The sequence below is a fragment of the Variovorax sp. ZS18.2.2 genome, assembly GCF_024701975.1.
In the GTDB taxonomy this organism is placed as follows: Bacteria; Pseudomonadota; Gammaproteobacteria; order Burkholderiales; family Burkholderiaceae_C; genus Variovorax.
The window spans coordinates 489,288-511,926 of record NZ_JANLNM010000003.1 but is presented as its reverse complement, the minus strand read 5'-3'; the positions used below and the strand labels follow the sequence as shown (position 1 = coordinate 511,926).

Annotated in this window: 23 protein-coding genes; 5 read left to right on the top strand and 18 right to left on the bottom strand. The window is 66.7% G+C overall.

The features are described 5' to 3' along the window. Positions 1-22: 22 nt before the first annotated feature. Entirely contained in the window at positions 23-1,162 is a 1,140-nt protein-coding gene (gene proB, locus NU688_RS16265) for a glutamate 5-kinase (RefSeq protein ID WP_257861733.1), read from the top strand. A gap of 60 nt (positions 1,163-1,222) precedes the next feature. Here the strand turns inward: proB and NU688_RS16260 are convergent, their stop codons facing one another. Next, complete coding sequence (locus NU688_RS16260) at positions 1,223-1,810, bottom strand: CNP1-like family protein (protein WP_257861732.1); 588 nt, start codon at positions 1,808-1,810, stop codon at positions 1,223-1,225. After that, positions 1,764-2,426, bottom strand: coding sequence for an RNA pyrophosphohydrolase (locus NU688_RS16255; RefSeq protein ID WP_257861877.1), 663 nt, complete (start codon positions 2,424-2,426; stop codon positions 1,764-1,766). The genes NU688_RS16260 and NU688_RS16255 overlap by 47 nt, the downstream gene beginning before the upstream one ends. 146 nt (positions 2,427-2,572) lie before the next feature. Here NU688_RS16255 and NU688_RS16250 point away from each other — a divergent pair, with 146 nt between their 5' ends. Together NU688_RS16250 and NU688_RS16245 are read left to right on the top strand one after the other, a co-directional pair. After that, on the top strand, positions 2,573-4,318 hold the full coding sequence (locus NU688_RS16250) for a proline--tRNA ligase (RefSeq protein ID WP_257861731.1): 1,746 nt from the start codon (positions 2,573-2,575) through the stop codon (positions 4,316-4,318). Between the two features lie 53 nt (positions 4,319-4,371). Continuing rightward, the gene (locus NU688_RS16245) at positions 4,372-5,040 is read left to right on the top strand and encodes a lytic transglycosylase domain-containing protein (RefSeq protein WP_374684658.1); all 669 of its coding nucleotides are present in this window, start codon (positions 4,372-4,374) and stop codon (positions 5,038-5,040) included. Positions 5,041-5,101: 61 nt separating this feature from the next. On the opposite strand, the gene NU688_RS16240 is transcribed toward NU688_RS16245, so the two are convergent. The 6 genes from NU688_RS16240 to hemA all read right to left on the bottom strand — a co-directional run bounded on the left by NU688_RS16240 (position 5,102) and on the right by hemA (position 10,642). Continuing rightward, on the bottom strand, positions 5,102-6,385 hold the full coding sequence (locus NU688_RS16240; RefSeq protein ID WP_257861729.1) for a hemolysin family protein: 1,284 nt from the start codon (positions 6,383-6,385) through the stop codon (positions 5,102-5,104). Between the two features lie 52 nt (positions 6,386-6,437). Then, a complete protein-coding gene (locus NU688_RS16235; protein ID WP_257861728.1) occupies positions 6,438-6,962 on the bottom strand; it encodes a cupin domain-containing protein in 525 nt (174 codons plus the stop codon). 16 nt (positions 6,963-6,978) lie between these two features. Further along, complete coding sequence (gene grxD, locus NU688_RS16230) at positions 6,979-7,305, bottom strand: Grx4 family monothiol glutaredoxin (RefSeq protein WP_013543189.1); 327 nt, start codon at positions 7,303-7,305, stop codon at positions 6,979-6,981. A 31-nt stretch (positions 7,306-7,336) separates the two neighbouring features. Further along, entirely contained in the window at positions 7,337-8,188 is an 852-nt protein-coding gene (gene prmC, locus NU688_RS16225) for a peptide chain release factor N(5)-glutamine methyltransferase (protein ID WP_257861726.1), read from the bottom strand. Continuing rightward, positions 8,188-9,276 (bottom strand): peptide chain release factor 1, encoded by a 1,089-nt coding sequence (gene prfA / locus NU688_RS16220; protein WP_257861725.1) that lies wholly within the window; start codon positions 9,274-9,276, stop codon positions 8,188-8,190. Before prfA ends, prmC begins: the two co-directional genes overlap by 1 nt. A gap of 94 nt (positions 9,277-9,370) precedes the next feature. Further along, a complete protein-coding gene (gene hemA, locus NU688_RS16215; RefSeq protein WP_257861724.1) occupies positions 9,371-10,642 on the bottom strand; it encodes a glutamyl-tRNA reductase in 1,272 nt (423 codons plus the stop codon). Positions 10,643-10,754: 112 nt separating this feature from the next. Between hemA and NU688_RS16210 the strand changes: the two genes are divergently transcribed. Next, complete coding sequence (locus tag NU688_RS16210) at positions 10,755-11,033, top strand: hypothetical protein (protein WP_257861723.1); 279 nt, start codon at positions 10,755-10,757, stop codon at positions 11,031-11,033. 7 nt (positions 11,034-11,040) lie between these two features. On the opposite strand, the gene NU688_RS16205 is transcribed toward NU688_RS16210, so the two are convergent. Genes NU688_RS16205 through NU688_RS16190 form a run of 4 tightly spaced genes read right to left on the bottom strand, consistent with a single transcriptional unit; the run spans position 11,041 to position 14,191 of the window. Beyond that, positions 11,041-11,550, bottom strand: a complete 510-nt coding sequence (locus NU688_RS16205; protein WP_308340307.1) for a GNAT family N-acetyltransferase — start codon at positions 11,548-11,550, stop codon at positions 11,041-11,043. Between the two features lie 8 nt (positions 11,551-11,558). Further along, positions 11,559-12,353: an ABC transporter ATP-binding protein gene (locus NU688_RS16200; protein WP_257861721.1), complete on the bottom strand. Its 795-nt coding sequence runs from the start codon at positions 12,351-12,353 to the stop codon at positions 11,559-11,561. Continuing rightward, entirely contained in the window at positions 12,353-13,249 is an 897-nt protein-coding gene (locus NU688_RS16195) for an ABC transporter permease (protein ID WP_257861720.1), read from the bottom strand. Before NU688_RS16195 ends, NU688_RS16200 begins: the two co-directional genes overlap by 1 nt. Positions 13,250-13,264: 15 nt before the next feature. Next, positions 13,265-14,191, bottom strand: coding sequence for an ABC transporter substrate-binding protein (locus NU688_RS16190; protein WP_257861875.1), 927 nt, complete (start codon positions 14,189-14,191; stop codon positions 13,265-13,267). A 267-nt stretch (positions 14,192-14,458) separates the two neighbouring features. Here NU688_RS16190 and NU688_RS16185 point away from each other — a divergent pair, with 267 nt between their 5' ends. Then, positions 14,459-14,929, top strand: coding sequence for an Lrp/AsnC family transcriptional regulator (locus NU688_RS16185; RefSeq protein WP_257861874.1), 471 nt, complete (start codon positions 14,459-14,461; stop codon positions 14,927-14,929). Positions 14,930-14,932: 3 nt separating this feature from the next. Here NU688_RS16185 and NU688_RS16180 read toward each other — a convergent pair whose 3' ends face one another. From NU688_RS16180 to ugpB, 6 genes are all read right to left on the bottom strand, one after another. Beyond that, positions 14,933-17,350, bottom strand: a complete 2,418-nt coding sequence (locus NU688_RS16180) for a DUF3772 domain-containing protein (RefSeq protein WP_257861718.1) — start codon at positions 17,348-17,350, stop codon at positions 14,933-14,935. 63 nt (positions 17,351-17,413) lie between these two features. Continuing rightward, positions 17,414-18,160 carry a glycerophosphodiester phosphodiesterase gene (gene ugpQ, locus NU688_RS16175; RefSeq protein WP_257861717.1) on the bottom strand — a complete coding sequence of 249 codons (747 nt, stop codon included), beginning with the start codon at positions 18,158-18,160 and terminating at the stop codon, positions 17,414-17,416. Between the two features lie 3 nt (positions 18,161-18,163). Beyond that, complete coding sequence (gene ugpC / locus NU688_RS16170) at positions 18,164-19,171, bottom strand: sn-glycerol-3-phosphate ABC transporter ATP-binding protein UgpC (protein ID WP_257861716.1); 1,008 nt, start codon at positions 19,169-19,171, stop codon at positions 18,164-18,166. A gap of 15 nt (positions 19,172-19,186) precedes the next feature. Further along, positions 19,187-20,035 carry a sn-glycerol-3-phosphate ABC transporter permease UgpE gene (ugpE, locus tag NU688_RS16165; RefSeq protein WP_257861715.1) on the bottom strand — a complete coding sequence of 283 codons (849 nt, stop codon included), beginning with the start codon at positions 20,033-20,035 and terminating at the stop codon, positions 19,187-19,189. 54 nt (positions 20,036-20,089) lie between these two features. After that, positions 20,090-20,971: a sn-glycerol-3-phosphate ABC transporter permease UgpA gene (ugpA, locus tag NU688_RS16160; protein WP_257861714.1), complete on the bottom strand. Its 882-nt coding sequence runs from the start codon at positions 20,969-20,971 to the stop codon at positions 20,090-20,092. 135 nt (positions 20,972-21,106) lie between these two features. Continuing rightward, positions 21,107-22,420: a sn-glycerol-3-phosphate ABC transporter substrate-binding protein UgpB gene (ugpB, locus tag NU688_RS16155; RefSeq protein WP_257861712.1), complete on the bottom strand. Its 1,314-nt coding sequence runs from the start codon at positions 22,418-22,420 to the stop codon at positions 21,107-21,109. Positions 22,421-22,639 lie beyond the last annotated feature (219 nt).

The window sequence follows — 22,639 nt, the reverse complement described above, 5'->3', positions numbered from 1 at the left end:
TCACGACCGCCACACCCCCTCAATGACCTCGAATTCCGGATCCACTGCCTTGCGGGATGCCCGCCGTATCGTCGTCAAGGTGGGCTCCAGCCTCGTGACCAACGAGGGGCGCGGTCTCGACGAGGCGGCCATCGGCGAGTGGTGCCGGCAGCTCGCGGCGCTGGTGCGCGAAGGGCGCGAGGTCGTGATGGTGTCGAGCGGCGCGATCGCCGAAGGCATGAAGCGCCTCGGCTGGCGCACACGCCCCCACGAGATTCACGAGCTCCAGGCCGCCGCGGCCGTCGGGCAGATGGGCTTGGCCCAGATGTACGAGACCAAGCTGCGCGAAAACGAGATCGGCAGCGCCCAGGTCTTGCTGACCCACGCCGACCTGGCCGACCGCGAGCGCTACCTCAATGCGCGCTCGACGCTCGTCACGCTGCTGCGCCTGGGCGTGGTGCCGGTCATCAACGAGAACGACACCGTCGTCAACGACGAGATCAAGTTTGGCGACAACGACACGCTCGGCGCGCTCGTGGCCAACCTGGTCGAGGCCGATGCACTGATCATCCTCACGGATCAGAAGGGTCTCTACACGGCCGATCCGCGCAAGGACCCTGACGCGAAGTTCGTGCACGAAGCAGCGGCCGGCGATCCGGCGCTCGAGGCCATGGCGGGCGGCGCGGGCTCCAGCATCGGCCGCGGCGGGATGATCACCAAGATCCTGGCCGCCAAGCGCGCAGCCGGTTCGGGCGCGTCGACCGTCATCGCCTGGGGCCGCGAGGCCGATGCCTTGCTGCGCCTGACGCGCGGCGAATCGATAGGCACGCTGCTGGTGGCGCAGACGGCCAAACACCAGGCGCGCAAGCGCTGGATGGCCGACCACCTGCAGCTGCGCGGGGCGGTCGTCGTCGATGCGGGGGCCGCGGCCAAGGTGCGCGCCGAAGGCAAGAGCCTGCTGCCGATCGGCATGACGGGCGTGTCGGGCGAGTTCTCGCGCGGCGACGTGATCGCGGTGCGCGATGCGGAAGGCGTCGAACTGGCCCGTGGCCTGGCCAACTATTCGAGCGTGGAGGCGCGCCTCTTGTGCCGCAAGCCGTCCGCCGAGTTCGAGCGTTTGCTGGGCTATGTCGCGGAACCGGAGATGGTCCACCGCGACAACATGGTGCTGATGCCCAGCTGATCGGCAAAAGAAAAACGGGGCCCGAGGCCCCGTTCGTTCATCTCGGAGTTGCTTTGCTGCTCATTGCACTTCGCGAACCGGATTGCGGATGTTCTGCACCATCTCTCCGACCGAACTGCGCGGCGCGTTGCCGCGGCAGATGCCTTGGGTCGACAGCGCCACCGTGTAGCGCGAGTTCAGGTCGTTGATGCGCTTCCATTCCTGCTTGGTTACTTCCTGCCATGCGCCGCTGTTGTAACGCGCATAGCTCTTCATCTCGGCGGTCGAGCAACGCACGCCTTCGTAGAAGGCGTTGATGGCGCCACCGCTGCGATTGCTGGCCACCACCACGTAGCGCACGATGCCATCGGGTGTGATCGTGATCGTTCCCGGATCGATGCCGAACTTCAGGCTCATGTACGGGGGCATCTCGATCGGCAGCAGGCGGCTTTCGCTGAAGGCCGGCGGCGGCGGGGCCGCGGATTCTTCCCATTCCTTGTCCGTCTCGGACCGCTTGGGTGCAGGCGCCGAACCCGCCTGCGCCCAGTCGGGGTTGTCGGTGTCGTACTTGCCCGAGGCGCAGCCGGCGAGGATGCCGAAGCAGGCGAGAAGAAGGACGCGCTCAGCGCTGCGTCGGAAAGAAGGGCGCGTTGGGAAGAGGAGGTTCATCGCTCGCAGAAGGAATGTCGGGATGCGGATCGAAACTGCCGCCGGGCGGCAAATCGAGACCCGCGGGCGCTCCGGCGTCCAGCGAATGGCGCTCGAATTCTCGGGCGCGCACGTTGCTGCGCAGGAAGCGGTTGCGGAAATCCTGCCGTGGCAGGTAGCGAGCAAGCTCGGTGAGTGCCATCTCGTAGACGCCGCGCTTGAACTCGACGACAACGTCGAGCGGCACCCAGTAGTCATGCCAGCGCCAGGCGTCGAATTCGGGATGGTCGGTTGCACGCAGGTTGAGATCCCAGTCGTGGCCGGTGAGTTGCAGCAAATACCAGATTTGTTTCTGGCCCTTGTAGTGGCCCCGTGCGTCACGGCGGATGAACCGATCCGGCACCTCGTAGCGCAACCAGTCGCGGGTACGGGCCACGATGCGCACATGCTCCGGATGGAGCCCCACTTCCTCGTGCAGTTCCCGGAACATGGCTTGCTCGGGACTTTCGCCGCGGTCTATGCCGCCTTGCGGAAACTGCCAGGAATGCGTACGTATGCGTTTGCCCCAGAAAACCTGGTTTCTCTGGTTGAGCAGGATGATGCCGACGTTGGGCCTGAAGCCGTCCCGGTCGAGCATAATCAAAACCCCAATTTTTGAACTGAGTCGATTATGCATGCCGGGTTGCCCTCGGCAAGCTGCGATGCAGGCTCTCAGGGTCTCTCCGGGGGAGCAGTCCCCCACTTCCGAACGTCGAATCCAGCGAATTCAGCACACCGATCCCGATGAAAGCTTCCCGATTTTTTGTCTCCACTCTCAAGGAAGCGCCCGCCGATGCCGAGGTGGCGAGCCACCGGCTGATGATGCGGGCCGGCATGATCAAGAAGCTCGGCACGGGCATCTACACCTACATGCCGATGGGACTGCGCGTGATCCGCAAGGTCGAGGCGATCGTGCGGGAAGAAATGAACCGCGCCGGCGCCGTCGAGCTCGCGATGCCGGTGGTCCAGCCGGCCGAGTTCTGGCAGGAGACCGGGCGCTTCGAGAAGATGGGCCCCGAGCTGCTGCGCATCAAGGACCGGCATGACCGCGACTTCGTGATCCAGCCCACCAGCGAAGAGGTGGTGACCGACATCGCCCGCCAGGAAATCCGCAGCTACAAGCAGCTGCCGAAGAATTTCTACCAGATCCAGACCAAGTTTCGCGACGAGCGCCGCCCGCGCTTCGGCCTGATGCGCGGGCGCGAATTCATCATGAAGGACGCCTACAGCTTCGACCGCGACCTCGACGCGGCCAAGGCCAGCTACCAGGTGATGGCGCAGGCCTACCGGAACATCTTCGATCGCTTCGGCCTGCGCTACCGCGCCGTGGCGGCCGACAGCGGCGCCATCGGCGGCGACCTGAGCGAAGAGTTCCAGGTGATCGCCGCCACGGGCGAAGACGCCATCGTCTACTGCCCCGACAGCAATTACGCCGCCAACATGGAAAAGGCCGAGGCGCTGGCCCCGGCCGGCCCGCGCCCCGCGGCCGCCAAGGCGCTCGAGAAGACGCCGACCCCCGGCAAGAGCACCTGCGCCGACGTGGCCGAGCTGCTCGGCGTGCCGCTCGCGAGCACCGTCAAGTCGCTGGTGCTGGCCACCGACATCCTCGACGAGGCCGGCAACCCGAAAGGCTCGCAGGTCTGGCTGCTGCTCTTGCGCGGTGACCACGACATGAACGAGATCAAGGTCAGCAAGGTGCCGGGCCTGGACCAGGGCTTCCGCTTCGCGACGCTCGCCGAGATCGACGAGCACTTCGGCTGCAAGCCCGGCTACCTCGGCCCGCTCAACCTGAAGAAGCCCGTCAAGCTCGTCGCCGACCGCGAGGCGGCCGTGCTGGCCGACTGGATTACCGGTGCCAACGAGGTCGACTTCCACATGACCGGCGTCAACTGGGGCCGCGACCTGCCCGAACCGGAAGTTGTGGCCGACCTGCGCAACGTGGTGGCGGGCGACGCCTCGCCCGACGGCAAGGGCGTGCTGGCCATCGAGCGCGGCATCGAAGTCGGCCACGTCTTCGTGCTCGGCACCAAGTACAGCAAGGACATGAACGCCACTTACCTCGACGAAGGCGGCAAGCCGCAATTCCTCGAGATGGGCTGCTACGGCATCGGCATCACCCGCCTGCCTGCCGCCGCCATCGAGCAGAACCATGACGAGCGCGGGATCATCTGGCCCGACGCGCTGGCGCCGTTCACCGTGGTGGTTTGCCCGATCGGCATGGACCGCAGCCCCGAGGTCAAGGTGGCTGCCGAGGCGCTCTACGAAGCGCTGCTTGCCAAGGGCGTCGACGTGCTGCTCGACGACCGCGGCGAGCGCCCCGGCGCGATGTTCGCCGACTGGGAGCTGATCGGCGTGCCGCACCGCGTGGTCATCTCCGACCGTGGCCTGAAGGAAGGCCAGCTCGAATACCAGCACCGCCGCGACACGGCGGCGACGAAGGTACCGTCGGCCGGCATCGCCGACTTCATCGCCGGCAAGCTCGCCGCATGAGCTTCACCGGCCGTTGCAACGACGACCCAGGGGCAAGCGCCGCGGCGGATGGCATGGCCATCTCCCGGCGCAGGTGCATCGGGCTCGCCGCGGCTTCGGGCGCCCTGTCTCTGGCGGTGTTGCCGCAGGCTGCCTTCGCCGGCGCCCAGATCGAAGAGCCCCTGATCGACTCGGTGCGCACCGCACTGAGTTCGGCCATCCACAACAAGGCACCGCCGGTGCCGGAATTCACGACCACCGAGGCGCGCCTGGCCTACCTGCGCTGGCTCGGCGAAATGAGCGAACGGCTCAAGAAGAAGATCGCCGACTGGCCCTCGCGCAAGGAATTCCTGCAGACCGCCTGGTACGAAGCCAAGCGCTCGGGGCTAGACGTGAGCCTGGTGCTCGGGCTGGTGCAGGTCGAGAGCAACTTCCGCAAGTTTGCGGTGTCGAGCGCCGGCGCCCGGGGCTACATGCAGGTCATGCCGTTCTGGACCCGCGTGATCGGCGACAGCGATTCGGCCAAGCTCTTCCACATGCAGACCAACCTGCGCTTCGGCTGCGTGATCCTGCGCCACTACCTCGATCGCGAGAACGGCGACCTGTACATGACCCTCGGCCGCTACAACGGCAGCCGCGGCAAGTCGCCGTACCCGAACGCCGTGTTCGCGAACCAGCGGCTCTGGGCCTACGACGACAAGGCGCGCGAACGCGAGCGCGAAAAGGACCGTTCGGCAGCTTGAATCTCACTTTCGCGAATATGCGAAAGCGGCCCTGCCCAGCGGGGCGAGCCAGGACTTCAAGCTAGGCTTTTGTGACCATGACCTGGTCGATGCGGTAGCTGTCGACGTCCATCACCTCGAAGGTGTAGCCGCCCCAGGTCACGCTGTCGGTGCGCTTCGGCACGCGGCGCAGCATCACCATCAAAAACCCTGCGAGCGTCTCGTACTCGTCGGCATGCGGCAGTTCGTCGATCTGCAGCGCCCGCTGCACGTCCTGGATCGGCGTGATGCCGTCGATCAGCCACGAGTTTTCGTCGCGCTTCACGATCTGCTCCTCGTCGGGCATCGTCACCAGGTCGCCCATCACCGTGCTCATCACGTCGTTGAGCGTGATCACGCCGACCACCAGGCTGTACTCGTTGACGATGATCGCGAAGTCTTCATGCGCCTGCTGGAACTGCTCCAGCACCTCGGTCAGCGAGAGCCGGTCGGGGATCACCAGCGCCTTGTGCAGCGTGAGGCCCTGGTCGAAGGCGAGCGGCTGGCCGCTGAGCACGCGCTGGAACATCTCCTTGGCATCGACATAGCCGAGCACATGGTCGATGTCGCCGTCGCACACCGGGTAAGCCGAGAAGGGCTCGGCCACGATGCGCGCGCGCAGCACCGACTCAGGGTCGTCGTGCAGGAACCACGCGATGCTCTCGCGCGCCGTCATCACGCTGCTCACCAGGCGCGTCTCCAACTCGAACACGTTGGCGATCACCTGCTGCTCGCGCACTGCGAGCACGCCGGCCCGCGCGCCGGCTTCGGTCATGGCCAGGATATCGGCCGAGGTGATCTTGTCGTCGCGCGCCATCGGCATGCCGAGCAGCTTGAACAGCAGGTCGGTGCAGCGCGTGAAGAACCACACCAGCGGCTTGAAAGTGGTGATCAGCAACTGCATCGGGCCGACCAGGCGCACCGCGATGCGCTCGGGGTCGCTCATGCCGAGCCGCTTGGGGAACAGGTCGGCGAACACCAGGAACACCGCGATCACGATCACGAACGAGCACAGGAAGGCCACGCTCGCGGACGCTTCCACGCTCAGCCAGCTCTCGAAGAATCGCGCGAAATACGGGCTGAGCGAGCCCTCACCGACGACACCGCCGAGGATCGCCACCGCGTTGAGCCCGATCTGCACCACGGTGAAGTAGTGGCCGGGTTGCTCCTGCACGCGCAGCACGCGCTCGGCCCGCGCATCGCCCTCGTCGGCCATCTGGCGCAGGCGAAGGCGCCGCGAGGCGGCCAGGGTGATTTCGGCAAGGGAGAAGAATGCGCTCATCGCGATCAGCAAGACGATGATGAGCAGGCTTTGGGTGAGGTTCATGGTGGCACGGCGAAGAGTGCCATGGTGCCATGACTCGGCCCACGAAAAACCTTCAGACGCCGCCGTGCGGATGGGTCGGGTCGACCCAGAGGACCGATTCGGGTTTCTCTACAGGCTCGATGTCGAGGTTCACGGCCACTGCCTCGCCGTCGCTGCGGCACAGCACGCATTCGAGCGTCTCGGTCGCGCTGGCATTGATTTCCTGGTGCGGCACATAGGGTGGCACGTAGATGAAGTCGCCCGGTCCGGCTTCGGCGGTGAACTCGAGCTTCTCGCCCCATCGCATGCGGGCCCGGCCGCGCACGACGTAGATCACCGATTCGAGGTGCCCGTGGTGATGAGCGCCGGTCTTGGCATCGGCATGGATGGTCACCGTGCCGGCCCAGAGCTTCTGGGCGCCCACGCGGGCGAAGTTGATGGCGGCGGCCCGGTTCATGCCGGGCGTCTGCGCCGTGTTGACGTCGAGCTGGTTGGCGCCGATCACGCGCACGCCGTCGTGCTTCCAGGCCGGGGAGGCGTTGCTGCCATCGCCCGGATGGTCATGCGAGTGGCCGTGGTCCGCGTGATCGTGGCTCATGGCAAGCCTCGGGGAATCAGGCGGGGTTGCCGTTCAGCACCTGTTGCAGCTCGCCCGACTCGTACATCTCCATCATGATGTCCGAGCCGCCGACGAATTCGCCCTTCACGTAGAGCTGGGGAATCGTGGGCCAGTTGCTGTATTCCTTGATGCCCTGGCGAATGCCGTCGTCTTCGAGCACGTTGACGGTCTTGAGCGTCTTGGTGTCGACGCCGACGGCCTTGAGGATCTGGATCGCGCGGCCCGAGAAACCGCACATCGGGAAGCTGGCATTGCCCTTCATGAAGAGCACGAGTTCGTTGGTTTTGACGAGGTCGTCGATGCGTTGCTGGGCGTCGGACATGGGGACTCCTGAAAAGTGGGGGCTGAAGGGATTATTTCACCGCGCGCCAGATTCCGCCCGAGCAGCGCTGGATGCCTGCCAGGTCGTCCCGGCTTTGGACTTCGGCGAAGCCGCGGGTTTCGAGCAGTTGGCGCACGGCGGCGGCCTGGTCGTGGCCGTGTTCGAGCAGCAGCCAGCCGCCCTCGGCGAGGTGATCGGGGGCGTTCTGGACGATCTGGCGGATGTCGTCGAGTCCGTCGGCGCCCGCGACCAGCGCGGAGGAGGGCTCGTGCTGCAGTGCGGGCAGATGCGGGTCGTTGGCGGCGATGTACGGCGGGTTGCTGGCGATGACCGCGTAGCCGTCGGCGGCGCCGTCGAGCCAGTGGGCCAGGGCAAAGCGCACCGGCAGGCCGAGGCGCCGAGCGTTGGCCTCTGCGACGGCGAGTGCGTCGGCGCTGGCATCGACCGCGTCGACCTGCGCATCCGGGCGCGCATGCTGCAGCGCCAGCGCGATCGCGCCGCTGCCTGTGCCCAGGTCGAGCACGCGCGGGGCGCTCTGGCCTTCGAGGCATTGCAGGGCCCAGTCGACCAGCGTCTCGGTGTCCGGGCGCGGCACCAGCACCCGCGCGTCCACTCGCAGGTCGAGGCCGTGGAACTCCTTCGTGCCGAGCAGATAGGCCACCGGTTCGCCCGCGAGGCGGCGCGACAGCTGCGCCGCAAGCGAAGCCCAGGCCGAATCGGACATGGCATCGGTGTCGTGCGCGAGCAGCCAGGCGCGGTCGTGCGGCGCGCGGCCGAGCGCGTGCAGCAGCAGCAACTGGGCATCGAGCCGGTCGACGCCCAAGGCCACGGCCGCGGCCAGCGCCTCGGCCACGGTGGAGGGTGAAGTGACTTCGTCGGTCATCACGCGGGCAGGCTCGATTCCAGCTCGGCCAGTTGCTCGGCCTCGCGCGCGGCGCGCAGCGCCTCCAGCACGTCGCCGAGGTCGCCTTCCATGATCGCCAGCAGCTTGTAGAGCGTGAGGTTGATCCGGTGGTCGGTGAGCCGCCCCTGCGGGAAGTTGTAGGTGCGGATGCGGTCCGAGCGGTCGCCGCTGCCGATCAGGCCCTTGCGCATCGCGGCATCCTTGGCGGCGCGCTCGCTGCGGTCCTTTTCCTGGATGCGCGCCGACAGCACCTGCAGCGCCTGGGCCTTGTTGCGGTGCTGGCTGCGGTCGTCCTGGCACTCGGCCACGATGCCGGTCGGGATGTGCGTGATGCGCACGGCCGAGTCGGTCTTGTTGATGTGCTGGCCACCGGCGCCGCTCGCGCGGTAGGTGTCGATGCGCAGGTCGGCGGGGTTGATCTGCACCGCCACGGTTTCGTCGGGCTCGGCCAGCACGGCGACCGTGCAGGCGCTGGTATGGATGCGGCCCTGCGTCTCGGTGGCCGGCACACGCTGCACGCGGTGGCCGCCCGATTCGAAGCGCAGCTTGCCGAAGACTTCGTCGCCGACGATGCGGATCACCACTTCCTTGTAGCCGCCCAGTTCGCTCGCGCTCTCGCTCACGATCTCGCAGCGCAGGCCGGCGCGTTCGCAGTAGCGCGTGTACATGCGCAGCAGGTCGCCCGCGAACAGGGCCGATTCGTCGCCGCCCGTGCCGGCGCGGATTTCCATGAAGGCGTTGCGTGCGTCGTCGGGGTCCTTGGGCAGCAAGAGGCGCTGCAGCTCTTCCTCGAGCTGCACCAGTTCGGCTTCGGCGCCCGCGATTTCCTCATTGGCCATCTCGGCCATGTCGGGGTCGTCGAGCATTTCCTTTGCACCGGCGATGTCGGCTTCGCGCTGCTTGTAGCGCTCGTAGCGGCCGGCGATCTGCGTGACTTCGGCGTGCTCCCGCGAGATGGTGCGGTATTGCGCCATGTCGCTCATGATGTCTTCGCGCGAAAGCAGGAAGTCGAGCTCGCCCAGCCGCTGGACGTAGCGTTCGAGTTGATGGCGCAGAAAGGATTTCACGGAAGAGGGGACTCGAAAAGAAGAACGGATACCGCGTGCAGCGGCATGGCGCAGGGAGCCACGGCACGCAAGGCCAGGCCGCTGACGAGCGTCGCTAACGCTCTTTGCGCAGGAACAGGCGCGAGAGGGTCTGCGCCGTCTGCTCGCGCGATGCGGCGTCGCCCGCATGCAGCTCGGCCATGGCGCCGTGCATCATCTTCTGCGTGAGCCCGCGCGACATCGCCTCGAGCACCGCATCGACCGACTCGCCCTTGGCCAGGAGCTTGCGGGCGCGCGCCATCTCGGCGGCGCGCCATTCGTCGGCCTGCGCGTTGAGTTGCTGGATCAGCGGCACCGTGCTGCGCTGGCCCAGCCAGTGCATGAAGCTCTGCACGCCGGCATCGATGATCACTTCGGCCTGCGCCACCGCGGCCTGGCGGTTGGCCTGGCCCTGTTGCACCACGTGCGCGAGGTCGTCGACGGTGTAGAGGTAGACGTCTTCGAGCGCCTTCACTTCGGGCTCGATGTCGCGCGGCACGGCCAGGTCGACCATGAACATCGGGCGGTGCTTGCGTGCCTTGAGCGCGCGTTCGACGGCGCCCAGGCCGATGATCGGCAGCGTGCTCGCGGTGCAGCTCACCACGATGTCGAATTCGGCAAGCCGCGCCGGCAGGTCAGCGAGCCGCATCGCCTCGCCGCCGAAGCGCGTGGCGAGTTTCTCGCCGCGTTCGAGTGTTCGGTTGGCAATGGCGATCGACTTCGGCTCCTTGGCCGCGAAGTGCGTCACCGCGAGGTCGATCATTTCGCCCGCGCCGACGAACAGCACGCGCGTCTTGCGCAGGTCTTCGAAGAGTTGTCCGGCCAGCCGCACGGCGGCTGCCGCCATGCTGATCGAATGCGCGCCGATCTCGGTGGCAGTACGCACTTCTTTCGCGACCGCGAACGAGCGCTGGAACAGCTGGTTGAGCGTGGTGCCCAGAGCGCCGACGTTCTCGGCCGCGCGCACCGCGTCTTTCATCTGGCCGAGGATCTGGGCTTCGCCGAGCACCATCGAATCGAGCCCGCTGGCCACGCGGAAGACATGGCGCGCAGCCTCGTCGTCGTGCAGGGTGTAGGCGTGGGAGCGCAGCAGGGTGGGCGCCACGCCGCCGCTCTCGGCCAGCCAGCCGACCGTGTGGTCGAGGGCGATGTGTTCGGAGGCGCAGTAGATCTCGGTGCGGTTGCAGGTCGAGATGATTGCGGCTTCCACCTGGGGGTGGCGGCCGCTGGGGAAAGAGCTGCGCAGGCTCTGCAGCGTCGGGGCGATCTGATCGAGCGCAAACGCAAAACGACCGCGCAGATCGAGCGGCGCGGTCGTGTGGTTCAAGCCGAGAGCCCAGACAGACATGGGCGTGATTATAAAATCAGCAGCGGCCCGGGGCTTGCCGAGGGACAAATGGCTTTCCCTATAACAGCCATAACCTTCGCCACATGGTGGCGCCCCTCTCCACCCCCTCCCGATGGACCTGCTGGCCCTCCTCGATCACCTGCTTAATTTTGTGGCACCCGCGGCGTTCGTCGCGCTGGTGCTGGTCTTGGTGGGGCGCTTCCTTGGCGGGCGCCGGACGGGCGTTCCGCGCTGGTGGACGCAGTGGGCAGTCACCTTCGGGGCCGGCGTCGGGGTTCTCGTCGTCGGCCTAGTGGTCTTCGGGCGCGACGGGGTGATGACGACCTATGCCGCACTCGTGGCGGTCTGCGGCACCGTGCAGTGGTTCGCGATGCGCGGCTGGCGCCGCTGATACAGGGTCAGGCCAGCCGACGGACCATGTAGACCGACCTGCCGGGATAGGTCGCGAGCCGGGCCTGCTGTGCCGGATCTGCCGGCTGCATCGCGGCATAGCCCTGCCGCTCCCAGAAACCGACCGACGCCTGCACCGACACCAGTGTCGACTGCCGCCAGCCGGCCTTCGCCGCGTGCGCCCACGCATGTCGAACGAGCTGCGGCCCGAGGCCCATCCCCGAAGCGCCCGGGTGCACCGCCAGGTCATGCAGGTACAGCGCATCGGCGTCCGGCGCGACCTCGAACTCGCCGTGCAGCGCCGTGAGCTTGCCGGCAACCGAGGGATAGGTGGCCAGGTACGCCCTGACAGCGCCCTCATGCTCTGCCACCCACCCCGTCTCCGGCGCTGCGGCCAATCGTCGCGCGATCAGCGCACCGTCTTCCACGAAGCCCGCGCCGTAGCAGGCGAGCTGGATCGCGAGGATCGCGTCCAGATCGTCCGCACGCATCGCACGCACGAAGACGGCGTCTGCCATAACCGTCATCAAGCCAGCAGCAGCTTGTCGTCGTCGAGCTTTTCGCCGCGCGTCTGCTCGAACATCCGCAGCAGGTCGGGCACGTCGAGGCCCGAGCGTTCCGGCCCGGCCACGTCGAGGATCACCTGCCCCTCGTGCAGCATGACGGTGCGCGAACCGTAGTCCAGCGCCTGCCGCATGCTGTGCGTCACCATCATCGCGGTCAGCTGGCTGCCTTCGACGATCTTCGCGGTCAGCTCCAGCACGAAGGCCGCGGTCTTCGGGTCCAGCGCGGCCGTGTGCTCGTCCAGCAGCAGGATGCGCGAGGGCTTGAGCGACGCCATCAGCAGGCTCACCGCCTGCCGCTGCCCGCCCGAGAGCAGTCCGATGCGGTCGGCCAGCCGGTTTTCCAGCCCCAGCTTCAGGATCGACAGCTTCTCGCGGAACAGCTCGCGCAGGCCCCGGTTGAGCGAAAAGCCGAAGCCCCGCCGCTCACCGCGCTTCCACGCGAGCGCCATGTTCTCCTCGATGGTCAGCGCCTCGCAGGTGCCGGCCATCGGGTCCTGGAACACACGCGCCACCATGCCCGAGCGCTGCCAGGCGTTCATGCGGGTCACGTCCTTGCCGTCGATCTCGATGCTGCCCTTGTCGACGATCAGGTCACCGCTCACCGCATTCAAGAAGGTCGACTTGCCAGCGCCGTTTGAGCCGATCACGGTGACGAACTGGCCGGTCGGAATTTCCAGGCTGAGCCCGCGCAGCACGCGGTTCTCGATGGGCGTGCCCGGGTTGAAAGTCATCTCCAGTTGTTGGGCGCGCAACATCAGTTCTTCCCCTTGAAGAGTCCGCGCAGCTTGCGCTTGTAGGCGGGGATCAGCAGTGCGACCGCCACCAGCACGGCGGTCACCAGGTTCAGGTCCTGCGCCTGCAGGCCCATGAAATCGGTATTGAGCGCCATCGCGATGAAGAAGCGGTAGAGCAGCGCGCCCAGCACACAGGCCAGCGTGGTGATCACCATGCTGCGCGCCGGCAGCAGCGTCTCGCCGATGATCACCGCGGCCAGGCCGATCACGATCGTGCCCACGCCCATCGAGATGTCGGCCGTGCCCTGGCTCTGCGCGAACAGCGCACCGGCCAGCGCCACCAGCGCGTTGGAGAGCGCCAGGCCCGCCATCGTGTGGAAGTCCGTCGAAATGCCCTGGGCCCGCGCCATGCGCGCATTGCCGCCGGTGGCGCGCATCGCCAGACCCGCTTCGGAGGCGAAGAACATGTCGACCACGATCTTCGCGACGATCACGATGAGCAGCAGCAACAGCGGCTTGGCCCATTGCTCGGGCATGCCGCCGAAGTCGACCATGGTGAACACGGTCGGCTCGGTGATGAGCGCCACGTTGGGCTTGCCCATCACCCGCAGGTTGACGGAGTACAGCGCGATCATCACCAGGATGCTCGCGAGCAACTGCATGATCTTCAACTTGACGTTGAGCCAGGCCGTGACCCAGCCCGCAGCGGCGCCGGCGACGCAGGCGAGCGCGGTGGCGGCAACCGGATTCCAGCCCAGGACGATCAGCGTCGCGGCCACGGCGGCGCCCAGCGGAAAGCTGCCGTCCACTGTGAGGTCGGGGAAATTGATGATGCGAAACGACATGAAGACGCCCAACGCGACCAGTCCGAATATCAGACCGATCTCGATGGCGCCCAGCGAAGCGATGAGCGACATAAAGAAGCTGGCTTCTTACTTCGTGGCCACGACCTTGGCGCTCTTCAAGAGCGATTCGGACAGCGTCACGCCCTGCGCCTTGGCGGCGGTGGGGTTCACCACCAGCTCGAAGTTCGTGCTGGTCTGCGAGGCGATGGTGCCGGGCTTCTCGCCCTTCAGGATGCGCACGACGATCTTGCCGGTCTGGCGGCCGATGTCGTTGTAGTTCAGGCCCAGGGCCGCCACGGCGCCGCGCTCGACGGTGGCCGTGTCGGCGGCCACCACCGGCAGCTTGGCTTGCTGGGCGACCTTCACGATGCCCTCGAAGGCCGAGACCACGTTGTTGTCGGTCGGCGTGTAGATCACGTCGGCCTTGCCGACGAGGCTTTGCGCGGCGGTCGGCACGTCCACGGTGCGGGCGGCGGCGGCTTCGACCACGGTCATGCCGGCATCGGCCGCAGCCTTCTTCAGCGAGGCCACGATGGCCACCGAGTTGGCTTCGCCGGGGCTGTAGATCACGCCGATGCGCTTGGCGTTGGGCACCACCTGCTTGATGAGGCCGATGTGCTTCTCGAGCGGCGAGAGGTCCGACACGCCGGTCACGTTGGTGCCCGAGGGCTCCCAGTTCTTCACCAGCTTGGCGGCCACCGGATCGGTGATGGCCGAGTACACGACCGGAATGGTCTTGGTGGAGGCCACCACGGCCTGCGCCGAAGGCGTGGCGATGGCGACGATCACGTCGGGCGCATCGCCCACGTACTTGCGGGCGATCTGGGCGGCGGTGCCCACGTTGCCCTGCGCGCTCTGGTAGCTGAACTTGAGGTTCTTGCCTTCTTCGTAGCCGGCCGCCTTGAGCTCGGCCTTCACGCCGTCGCGCACCGCATCCAGCGCCGGGTGCTCGACGATGGCCGTGACGGCCACCGACTTGGTGTCGGCCGCGAACGAGGGCGCGGCGGACAGCATGCCGAGGGCCAGGGCGACGGCGCTGAAAGGGGTGCGAAGCAGGGCGTTTTTCACGTGAGGGTCTCCGGATGGGGGATGGGTGCGTCTGAGGTGAGGCCGCCGGCGTGCGCCGGGGCGGGGAATTCAGCGGCGTCGGGAATTGCGCGTGCAATCCCGGCAGCCTCGAAGTCTAGATCGTACTTTGCACAATTAAGGTGCATGGACTCATCGGGCTTACCCCGCTTTGAGAAACATAATTGCATCCAATGGAGGATGTAAGAGATGAAATTGCACGAGATCGAACTCGACCGGATCGACCGGCGGATTCTTGAGCACTTGCAGGTGCATGGCCGCGCAACCAACCTCGAGCTGTCGGAGGTGGCCAACCTGTCGCCCGCGCAGTGCATGCGGCGTCATCGGCGCCTGGAAGAGCTGGGCCTCATCAACGGCTACGCCGCCCATCTGAACGCGCGCCACGTCGGCCTGGGCGTGATCGCCTTCATCCACGTGACCATGGCGCGCGGCCATGTCGACGAACTGCCCAAGTTCCAGGACCTGATCGCCGATCTGAAGCAGATCCTGGAGTGCTACTCGGTGACCGGCGACTTCGACTATGTGCTGAAGGTGGTTGCGCGCGACCTGGAGTCGCTCTCGCAGTTTTTGATGCACACGCTGATGCACATGCCCGGCGTGTCGGCCGTGCGGTCGAGCGTGTGCCTCAACGAGATCAAGTGCACCACGGCCCTGCCGCTGGAGTGAGCCTCAGGTCGGCATGCCGGGGATCGGCGAGTTCTGCGTCGCGGGCGCTGGTGCCGCGGCAGCCGGTTCGGTGGGCGCCATCATGAATGTGGTCGGCGTCGCCATCGGCAGCGCGGCCTTCCGGAGCTCGTCGAGGATCACGAACAGCAGGTCGCTGCGCACGCCGCCTGCCAGCCGTGGGCTTGCCACATAGGCGATGGCCTGGAAGATCAGGAGCCCGTTCTCGATGCCTTCCAGCGTGAGCGACGGCGCAGGCGTTTCCAGCACTCCTTCGTGCGCGCGGCAGGCTTCGAGGATCAGATCGCGCACGCGCTGCGCGTCGGTCGTCAGCGGCATCGGCAGGCGGATCAGCACGCGGCCCTCGGCATTCGCCAGCGTCATGTTGCGGACCGTCTTGGTGATGAATTCCGAGTTCGGCACGATCAGCGTGGAGCGGTCGCCCAGCTGGATCTCGGTGGCGCGCACGTTGATGCGCCGCACGTCGCCCTCGGCCGTGCCCAGCACCACCCAGTCGCCCACCTTCACGGGCTGCTCGGCCAGCAGAATCAGCCCCGAGATGAAGTTCTGCACGATCGCCTGCAGCCCGAAGCCGATGCCCACAGACAGCGCGCTCGCCACCCACGCGATGCGCTCGATGCCGATGCCCAGGGCCGAGAGCGCGAAGGCGATCACCAGAATCCCGCCCACGTAACCAAGCAGCGTGGTGATCGAGCTCTGCATGCCGGGCTCGAGCTGCGTGTTGGGCAGGTAGCTGCGTTCGAGCCAGCGCTTGAACACGCGCATCACGACGAAGCCGACCACCGCCACCGCGATGGCGCTCAGGATCGCGCCCGGCACCAGCTGGAACTCGCCCACCTTCACGCCGGTGCCGAACTTGCCGCTGCGCTGGAACACCTCGCCGGGCCCGGTGCCCAGCGGCGCGGCGAGCGCGATCAGCATGTAGAAGAACAGTCCGACCCGGCTGAGCCCCGAGAGCACGGTGGCCGCCTGGTCCAGCGTCTGCGGCGCGAGGTTGAAGCTCTTCTGCAGCCGCTGGCCGAAGGTGCTGCGCGACGACACCAGCGCCATGAACACGTCGTCGGCGAACTTGAACAGCACGTAGAAGGCCGCGGCCACGATGCCGCTCCAGGTGAGCTGTGAGGCCAGGAAGCTCGCGAGCGCCACGTAGCCCACGGCCACCAGCACCCAGATCGCGATCATCAGCACGCCGATCAGCGCCACCAGCAGGCCGACCCACATCGGCCGCTCGGGCAGGCCGGCATCGGACGCGTCCGCGCGCAGCGGCTTCACCAGGTAGAGCACCGCGCCCACCAGCGTGGTGAGCACCAGCGCCGTGAGCACGTGCGTGACCACGACGGCCGCGAAGCTGGCGTCGATCAGCGCGTTGATCTCGGCGGGCGTCCAGGCCAGCGCCGCGACCAGCGCGACCAGCCAGGGCAGTGCGGCCAGGCGGGTCGCCATCGCATCGGGAATCGGCGGCAGCCGCCACGAGGGGCGGCGGGTGGCGAGCAGGCCGCGGCCGAGCCCGATCACGAAGGCCATGAACACCAGCGCCTGCGCCGACGACTGCAGCGCCTTGCGCGCCTGCGGCTCCCAGGTGGCGTATGCCTTGAGCACTTCCACGAAGCCGTGCGCCGCGATCGCGACCAGCAGCACATGGCTGCCCACGATGCCGATCACCAGCACCGAACGCCGCAGGCGCCCGGCCGGCAGCCACCGTGCGGCGAGGCGGGTGAGCAGGTGTTCGGCCGCCCAGTTGCCGACCACCGCGAGCAGCAGCGCGGCAATCAGGGCGGCGATCACCCGGGTGCGGGTCTCGGGCTGGAGCGCGGTCTGCAGGCCGTCGTTCAGGGCGGCTGTCATGGTCTTGAGCCGCTCCAGGTCGTCGGGCCAGGCCTCGCGCAGGTCGTTCCAGAATTCGCCGCTCAGCGGTGAGGCCGCGCGCTCGGTGAGCTGCGCCTCGAACAGGGCGCGGCGCTGGGTGACGAGGTCGGTGCCGCGCTGGCGCACGTCGACCGACAGCAGGCGCGCGAGGCGGATGTCGGCATCCAGCGCATTGCGCTCCTTCGTCAGGCGTGCGCGCTGGCGGGTGATGTCGGGGTCTTCGGTGGCGCCCGCGGCCGGCGGGTTGCCGAGTTCGCCGAGCCGGGCGTTCAGGTCGGCCAGCTCACCGGTGCGGGCGGTGACGAACTTGTCGGCCTGCGTGCCGATCGCGTTGATCTGCGTGAGCAGCTTGCGCGCGTCGTCGTCGGTGTCCGCCGTGGCGGTGATCTTGGTGAACTGATCGCGCAGCTCGGATACCGTGGGGGTTGGCGCGGGCAGCGAGGTGGCGCTGCCGCCGAGGTCTGGCTGCGCCATGGCGCCACCGCACATCAGCAGGGCGGCAAGGCAAAAGGTCGCTAGGCGGGGGATCCAACTCATGGCTGCATCATAGAAGCGGCCACTAGCGGCCATTTTCGTAAGAGCAGGTAAGCGCCGCGAGGCTCAGCCAGCGGGGCTGAACAGGTCGACCCGGTCCGTGATGATGCCGTCGGTGCCCAGGTCGATGAGCCGCTGCGCGGCCCAGTCGTCGTTGACGGTGTAGCTCAGCGAGCGCATGCCCGCGCCGTGCACCTGCGCGACGGTGGCGGTGTCCCATAGCGCGTGGTTGCAGACGATGGCCCGGCAGCCGAGATCGCGTGCGGTATCGAGCCAGCCGCTGCGGAGCGTGTCGAGCAGGAGGCCGCGCGGCAACTCGGGCTGCGCGGCAGCCGCACCCTCGAGCGATTCGACCTGGAACGAGGTGAGCAACGGCGCAATTGCCGCGCCCTGCCAGAGGCGCGCCGCTTCGCGCGCTACGACCTCACCAGTCTCGCGCTCGGTGCCAGGCGTCGGCTTGATCTCGATGTTGAGCAGGTAGCCGTTGACCAGGCAGAAACGGGCCAGGTTCTCCAGCGTGGGCAGCGGCTCGCCCGCGAAGGCGCGCGAATGCCAGCCGCCCGCGTCGAGCTGCGCCAGCGCGCTCCAGGGTTGCTGGCCGCCGATGCCGTGGCCGTTGGTGGTGCGATCGAGCGTGGCGTCGTGCATCAGGAAGGGCACGCCGTCGGCGCTCAGCTTCGCGTCGCACTCGAACATGCGGTAGCCATGCGCCGCGCCGAAGCGGAAGGCGGCGAGCGTGTTTTCAGGAGCGAGCTTGCCGGCGCCGCGATGCGCGACCCAGCGGGGGTAGGGCCAGGGGCTGCGTTCGGCCATCGCTCAATCTGCCCGCTTGCCCGATCCGGCGTCGAACCAGTGCAGCTTGTCTTCGCGGGCGGCGATCTTCACCGTGTCGCCGGCCACCGGCGGGTGATCGCCTTCGTCGGTGCGCATGATGATCTGCTCGTCGCCGATGCGGCCGTACACCAGGCGCTCGGCGCCCAGCAGTTCGACCTGCTCGACCTGCACCGTCCAGCCGCTTTCGTCGAGCTTCATGTGCTCGGGGCGGATGCCCAGGATCTGGCCCGCGCGCACGCCCGGTGCGTGCTTGAGCAGGTTCATCGGCGGCGAGCCGATGAAACTCGCCACGAAAGTGGTGGCGGGGCGGTTGTACACCTCCTCGGGCGTCGCAAACTGGTCCATCACGCCGCCGTTCATCACGATGATGCGCTGCGCCAGCGTCATCGCCTCGATCTGGTCGTGCGTGACGAAGAGCGAGGTAATGCCCAGCTCGCGGTGCAGCTTCTGGATTTCGAGGCGGGTCTGCGCGCGCAGCTTGGCGTCGAGGTTCGACAGCGGTTCGTCGAACAGGAACACCTGAGGCTGCCGCACGATCGCGCGGCCCATGGCCACGCGCTGGCGCTGGCCGCCGGAGAGCTCGCGGGGCTTGCGCTCGAGCAGGTGACCCAGTTCGAGGATCTTGGCGGCCTTGTCGACGCGCACCTTGATCTCGGGCACCGGCACCTTGAGGATCTTCAGCCCGTAGGCCATGTTGTTGAACACCGTCATGTGCGGGTAGAGCGCGTAGTTCTGGAACACCATGGCGATGTCGCGCTCGGACGGCTCGAGGTTGTTCACCACCTTGTTGCCGATGGCGATTTCGCCGGCCGAGACTTCCTCGAGCCCGGCCACCATGCGCAGCAGCGTCGACTTGCCGCAGCCCGAGGGACCGACGATGACGATGAATTCGCGGTCGGCGATCTCGGCGCTCACGCCGTGGATGACCTGGTTGACCTTCGGCCCGTGGCCGTAGCGCTTGATGACGTTGCGTAGAGAGAGAGCAGCCATTTTTCGTTCAGCGTTTTATTTGTCGGTATCGACCAGGCCCTTGACGAACCATTTCTGCATCAGGACCACCACCACCGCGGGCGGCAGCATGGCCAGCACGGCGGTCGCCATCACCACGTTCCAGTCCACCGGGGATTCGCCGTTGCCGATCATCGCCTTGATGCCGACGACGATCGGGTACATGTCCTCGCTGGTGGCGCCGATCAGCGGCCAGAGGTACTGGTTCCAGCCGTAGATGAACTGGATCACGAACAGGGCCGCGATGCTGGTCTTCGACAGGGGCAGCAGGATGTCCTTGAAGAAGCGCATCGGGCCCGCGCCGTCGACGCGTGCGGCTTCCACCAGCTCGTCGGGCACCGTGAGGAAAAACTGCCGGAACAGGAAGGTGGCCGTGGCCGAGGCGATCAGCGGCACCGAGAGCCCGGCGTAGGTGTTGATCATGCCCAGGCTCGCCACCACCTGGTAGGTCGGCCCGATGCGCACTTCGACCGGCAGCATCAGCGTGATGAAGATCAGCCAGAAGCAGAGGCTGCGCAGCGGAAAACGGAAATACACCACCGCGAAGGCCGACAGCAGCGAGATGCTGATCTTGCCGAAGGTGATGATGAAGGTGATGACCGAGCTGACCCAGATCATGCGGGCCACCGACACGTTGGCGCTGGTGCGCCCGCCGCCGGTCAGGGCCGCCTTGTAGGTTTCCCAGAAGTTGCTGCCGGGCAGGATCGGCATGGGCGCCTGCATGATTTCCTGCGGCGTGTGCGTCGAGGCGACGAAGGCCAGGTAGATCGGGAAGATCACCAGCAGCGCGCCGACGATCATGATCGCGTGCGCGAGGATGCCGAGGGACGGGCGGCGCTCAACCATGGCGGGCCTCCATGGCGCGGGAGAGGGCAAGGGGGAGTTGCATCGGGGCGGCCATCAGTACTGGACCTTTTTCTCGACGTAGCGGAACTGCAGCACCGTCAGCCCGATGACGATGACCATCAGCACCACCGACTGCGCGGCGGCGCCGCCGAAGTCCATGCCGCGGAAACCGTCGAAGTACACGCGGTAGACCAGCGTGGCGGTTTCCTTGCCGGGGCCGCCCTGTGTGGTGGCGTCGATGATCGCGAAGGTGTCGAAGAAGGCGTACACCATGTTGATCACCAGCAGGAAGAAGGTGGTGGGCGTGAGCAGCGGGAACTGGATGGTCCAGAAGCGGCGCATCGGGCGCGCGCCGTCGATGGCGGCCGCCTCGATCAGCGATTTCGGGATCGACTGCAGGCCCGCGAGGAAGAACAGGAAGTTGTAGGAGATCTGCTTCCAGACGGCGGCCATCACGACCAGCGCCATGGCGTCGTTGCCGTTGAGCAGGTGGTTCCAGCTGAAGCCCATCTTCTTGAGCCAGTAGGCCACGATGCCGATCGACGAGGAGAACATGAACGACCACAAGAGGCCGGTGACGACCGGCGCCACCGCGTACGGCAGGATCAGCACGCTGCGGTAGAAGCGCGAGCCGCGCACCACGCGGTCGGCGAACACCGCCAGCACCAGTGCGATGCCCAGGCCCAGCACCGTCACCAGCGCCGAGAAGACGATGGTGGTCTGGAACGAGGCCATGTAGGTGCTGTCGTTCCACAGCGTCCTGAAGTTGTCCAGGCCCACCCAGGTGATCGAGTTGCCGAAGGCATCCTGCTGCTGCAGCGACTGCACCAGCGCCTGGCCGGCCGGCCAGAAGAAGAAGACAGCAACGACGAGCAACTGCGGCGCCAGCAGCGCCCAGGGGAGCCAGTTCGAACGGAAGAGGACGCGTTTTTCCATGAGGGAGCGCTCAGGTCACAGACACACTAATAAGCAAACAGCCAGCGCTGCACGGGACAGGCTGGCTTGCTTGCGTTTCTTCGGGGCTGGGCCGCGGCGAACAGGGGTCCGCTGCGGCCATCCGGGGTGCAGAGCTTACTTGTTCGCGGCCTGGAACTTCACGAGCAGTTCGTTGCCGCGCTTGACCGCGCTGTCCAGCGCTTCCTTGGGCGTCTTCTTGCCGGTCCAGATCAGTTCGGTTTCCTCGTCCTCGATGGCGCGGATCTGCGGCAGATTGCCCAGGCGCACGCCACGCGACTTGTCGGTGGTCTTCTTGATCATCTGGTTCACGGCGACGTCGGTGCCCGGGTTCTCCTTATAGAAACCGGTCTTCTCGGTCAGCTCGTAGGCGGCCGTGGTGATCGGCAGGTAGCCGGTGCGCATGTGGCTTTCCGACTGCACCTTCGGGCTCGACAGGAAGGTGAAGAACGCGGCCACGCCCTTGTAGCGGTCGGCCGACTTGCCCGACATCACCCACAGGCTGGCGCCGCCGACGATGGTGTTCTGCGGCGCGCCCTGCACGTCCGGGTAGTACGGCAGCGCCGATTCGGCGAACTTGAATTTGGCGTCGCGCTTGACGCTGGCGTAGCTGCCCGACGAGCCGATGAACATCGCGCATTCACCCGAGGTGAACGAGGTGATCGGCTTGCTGGCGCGGCCCTTGTAGACGAACAGGCCCTGCTTGGACATGTTGGACAGGTTCTCGAAGTGGCGAACGTGCAGCGGCGAGTTGAATTCCAGGCGGGCGTCGAGGCCGCCGAAGCCGTTGTTCTTGGTGGCGTACGAGGTGTTGTGCCAGGCCGAGAAGCTCTCGAGCTGGGCCCAGCTCATCCACGAAGTCGTGAACGGACACTGGCTGCCGCTCGCCTTGAGCTTGGCGGCGGCCGAGATCACTTCGGGCCAGGTGACGGGGGCCTTTTCAGGATCGAGGCCGGCGTTCTTGAAGGCGTCCTTGTTGTAATAGAACACCGTGGTCGAGCTGTTGAACGGGAACGACAGCATCTGGCCGTTCGGGGCCGTGTAGTAGCCGGCCACTGCGGGAATGTAGGCCTTCGGGTCGAACTTCTGGCCGCCTTCCTTCATGACGTCGGCCACGGGCTTGATGGCGCCCTTGGAGTACATCATGGTGGCGGTGCCCACTTCGAACACCTGCAGGATGTCGGGCGCATTGCCCGAGCGGTAAGCCGCGATGCCGGCGGCCATCGACTGGTCGTACTCGCCCTTGTAGGTCGGCACGACCTTGTAGTCCTTCTGGCTTTCGTTGAATTGCTTGGCCAGGTCGTTGACCCAGTCGTTGAGGGCGCCGTCCATCGAGTGCCACCACTGGATTTCCGTCTGGGCTTGGGCGAGGGCTGGCACAGCCAGCAGGGTGGCCAACGCCGAGGCGAGGGCAAGCGTCTTGAAGCGCATAGGACTCCTGTAGGGAAAAAGTAAACCAGCGATATTAGGTTACATGCATGACGGTTCTGCGGCGGTGTTTGTCGCACGGAGTACACAGAACAAGAAACCCGGGTAAACCCCCTTGGGCGCCGTGGCGCGCCCTGGAGCGCCTGCTTGCTGCGCTGCACCATGCTAGCATCGCCCTCCCTTTTTTGGCCTAGCTTGTCGCCGTGGCCGGGGCCTCAGCGA

Excerpts from the sequence above, each read along its gene's own strand:
- NU688_RS16235 (WP_257861728.1), bottom strand. The coding sequence starts at position 6,962 with ATGAGCCACGATCACGCGGACCACGGCCACTCGCATGACCATCCGGGC.
- grxD (WP_013543189.1), bottom strand. The coding sequence starts at position 7,305 with ATGTCCGACGCCCAGCAACGCATCGACGACCTCGTCAAAACCAACGAA.
- NU688_RS16255 (WP_257861877.1), bottom strand. The coding sequence starts at position 2,426 with ATGCTCGACCGGGACGGCTTCAGGCCCAACGTCGGCATCATCCTGCTC.
- NU688_RS16240 (WP_257861729.1), bottom strand. The coding sequence starts at position 6,385 with ATGAACCTCACCCAAAGCCTGCTCATCATCGTCTTGCTGATCGCGATG.
- proB (WP_257861733.1), top strand. The coding sequence starts at position 23 with ATGACCTCGAATTCCGGATCCACTGCCTTGCGGGATGCCCGCCGTATC.
- NU688_RS16190 (WP_257861875.1), bottom strand. The coding sequence starts at position 14,191 with ATGCTGTCCGCCGCGCCCTCGTTCGCGGCCGACACCAAGTCGGTGGCC.
- NU688_RS16200 (WP_257861721.1), bottom strand. The coding sequence starts at position 12,353 with ATGTTGCGCGCCCAACAACTGGAGATGACTTTCAACCCGGGCACGCCC.
- ugpA (WP_257861714.1), bottom strand. The coding sequence starts at position 20,971 with ATGGAAAAACGCGTCCTCTTCCGTTCGAACTGGCTCCCCTGGGCGCTG.
- prmC (WP_257861726.1), bottom strand. The coding sequence starts at position 8,188 with ATGACCGACGAAGTCACTTCACCCTCCACCGTGGCCGAGGCGCTGGCC.
- NU688_RS16260 (WP_257861732.1), bottom strand. The coding sequence starts at position 1,810 with ATGAACCTCCTCTTCCCAACGCGCCCTTCTTTCCGACGCAGCGCTGAG.
- NU688_RS16250 (WP_257861731.1), top strand. The coding sequence starts at position 2,573 with ATGAAAGCTTCCCGATTTTTTGTCTCCACTCTCAAGGAAGCGCCCGCC.
- ugpQ (WP_257861717.1), bottom strand. The coding sequence starts at position 18,160 with ATGGCCGAACGCAGCCCCTGGCCCTACCCCCGCTGGGTCGCGCATCGC.
- ugpC (WP_257861716.1), bottom strand. The coding sequence starts at position 19,171 with ATGGCTGCTCTCTCTCTACGCAACGTCATCAAGCGCTACGGCCACGGG.
- NU688_RS16180 (WP_257861718.1), bottom strand. The coding sequence starts at position 17,350 with ATGAGTTGGATCCCCCGCCTAGCGACCTTTTGCCTTGCCGCCCTGCTG.
- ugpB (WP_257861712.1), bottom strand. The coding sequence starts at position 22,420 with ATGCGCTTCAAGACGCTTGCCCTCGCCTCGGCGTTGGCCACCCTGCTG.
- NU688_RS16195 (WP_257861720.1), bottom strand. The coding sequence starts at position 13,249 with ATGTCGCTCATCGCTTCGCTGGGCGCCATCGAGATCGGTCTGATATTC.
- NU688_RS16205 (WP_308340307.1), bottom strand. The coding sequence starts at position 11,550 with ATGGCAGACGCCGTCTTCGTGCGTGCGATGCGTGCGGACGATCTGGAC.
- NU688_RS16245 (WP_374684658.1), top strand. The coding sequence starts at position 4,372 with ATGGCCATCTCCCGGCGCAGGTGCATCGGGCTCGCCGCGGCTTCGGGC.
- NU688_RS16210 (WP_257861723.1), top strand. The coding sequence starts at position 10,755 with ATGGACCTGCTGGCCCTCCTCGATCACCTGCTTAATTTTGTGGCACCC.
- ugpE (WP_257861715.1), bottom strand. The coding sequence starts at position 20,035 with ATGGTTGAGCGCCGCCCGTCCCTCGGCATCCTCGCGCACGCGATCATG.
- hemA (WP_257861724.1), bottom strand. The coding sequence starts at position 10,642 with ATGTCTGTCTGGGCTCTCGGCTTGAACCACACGACCGCGCCGCTCGAT.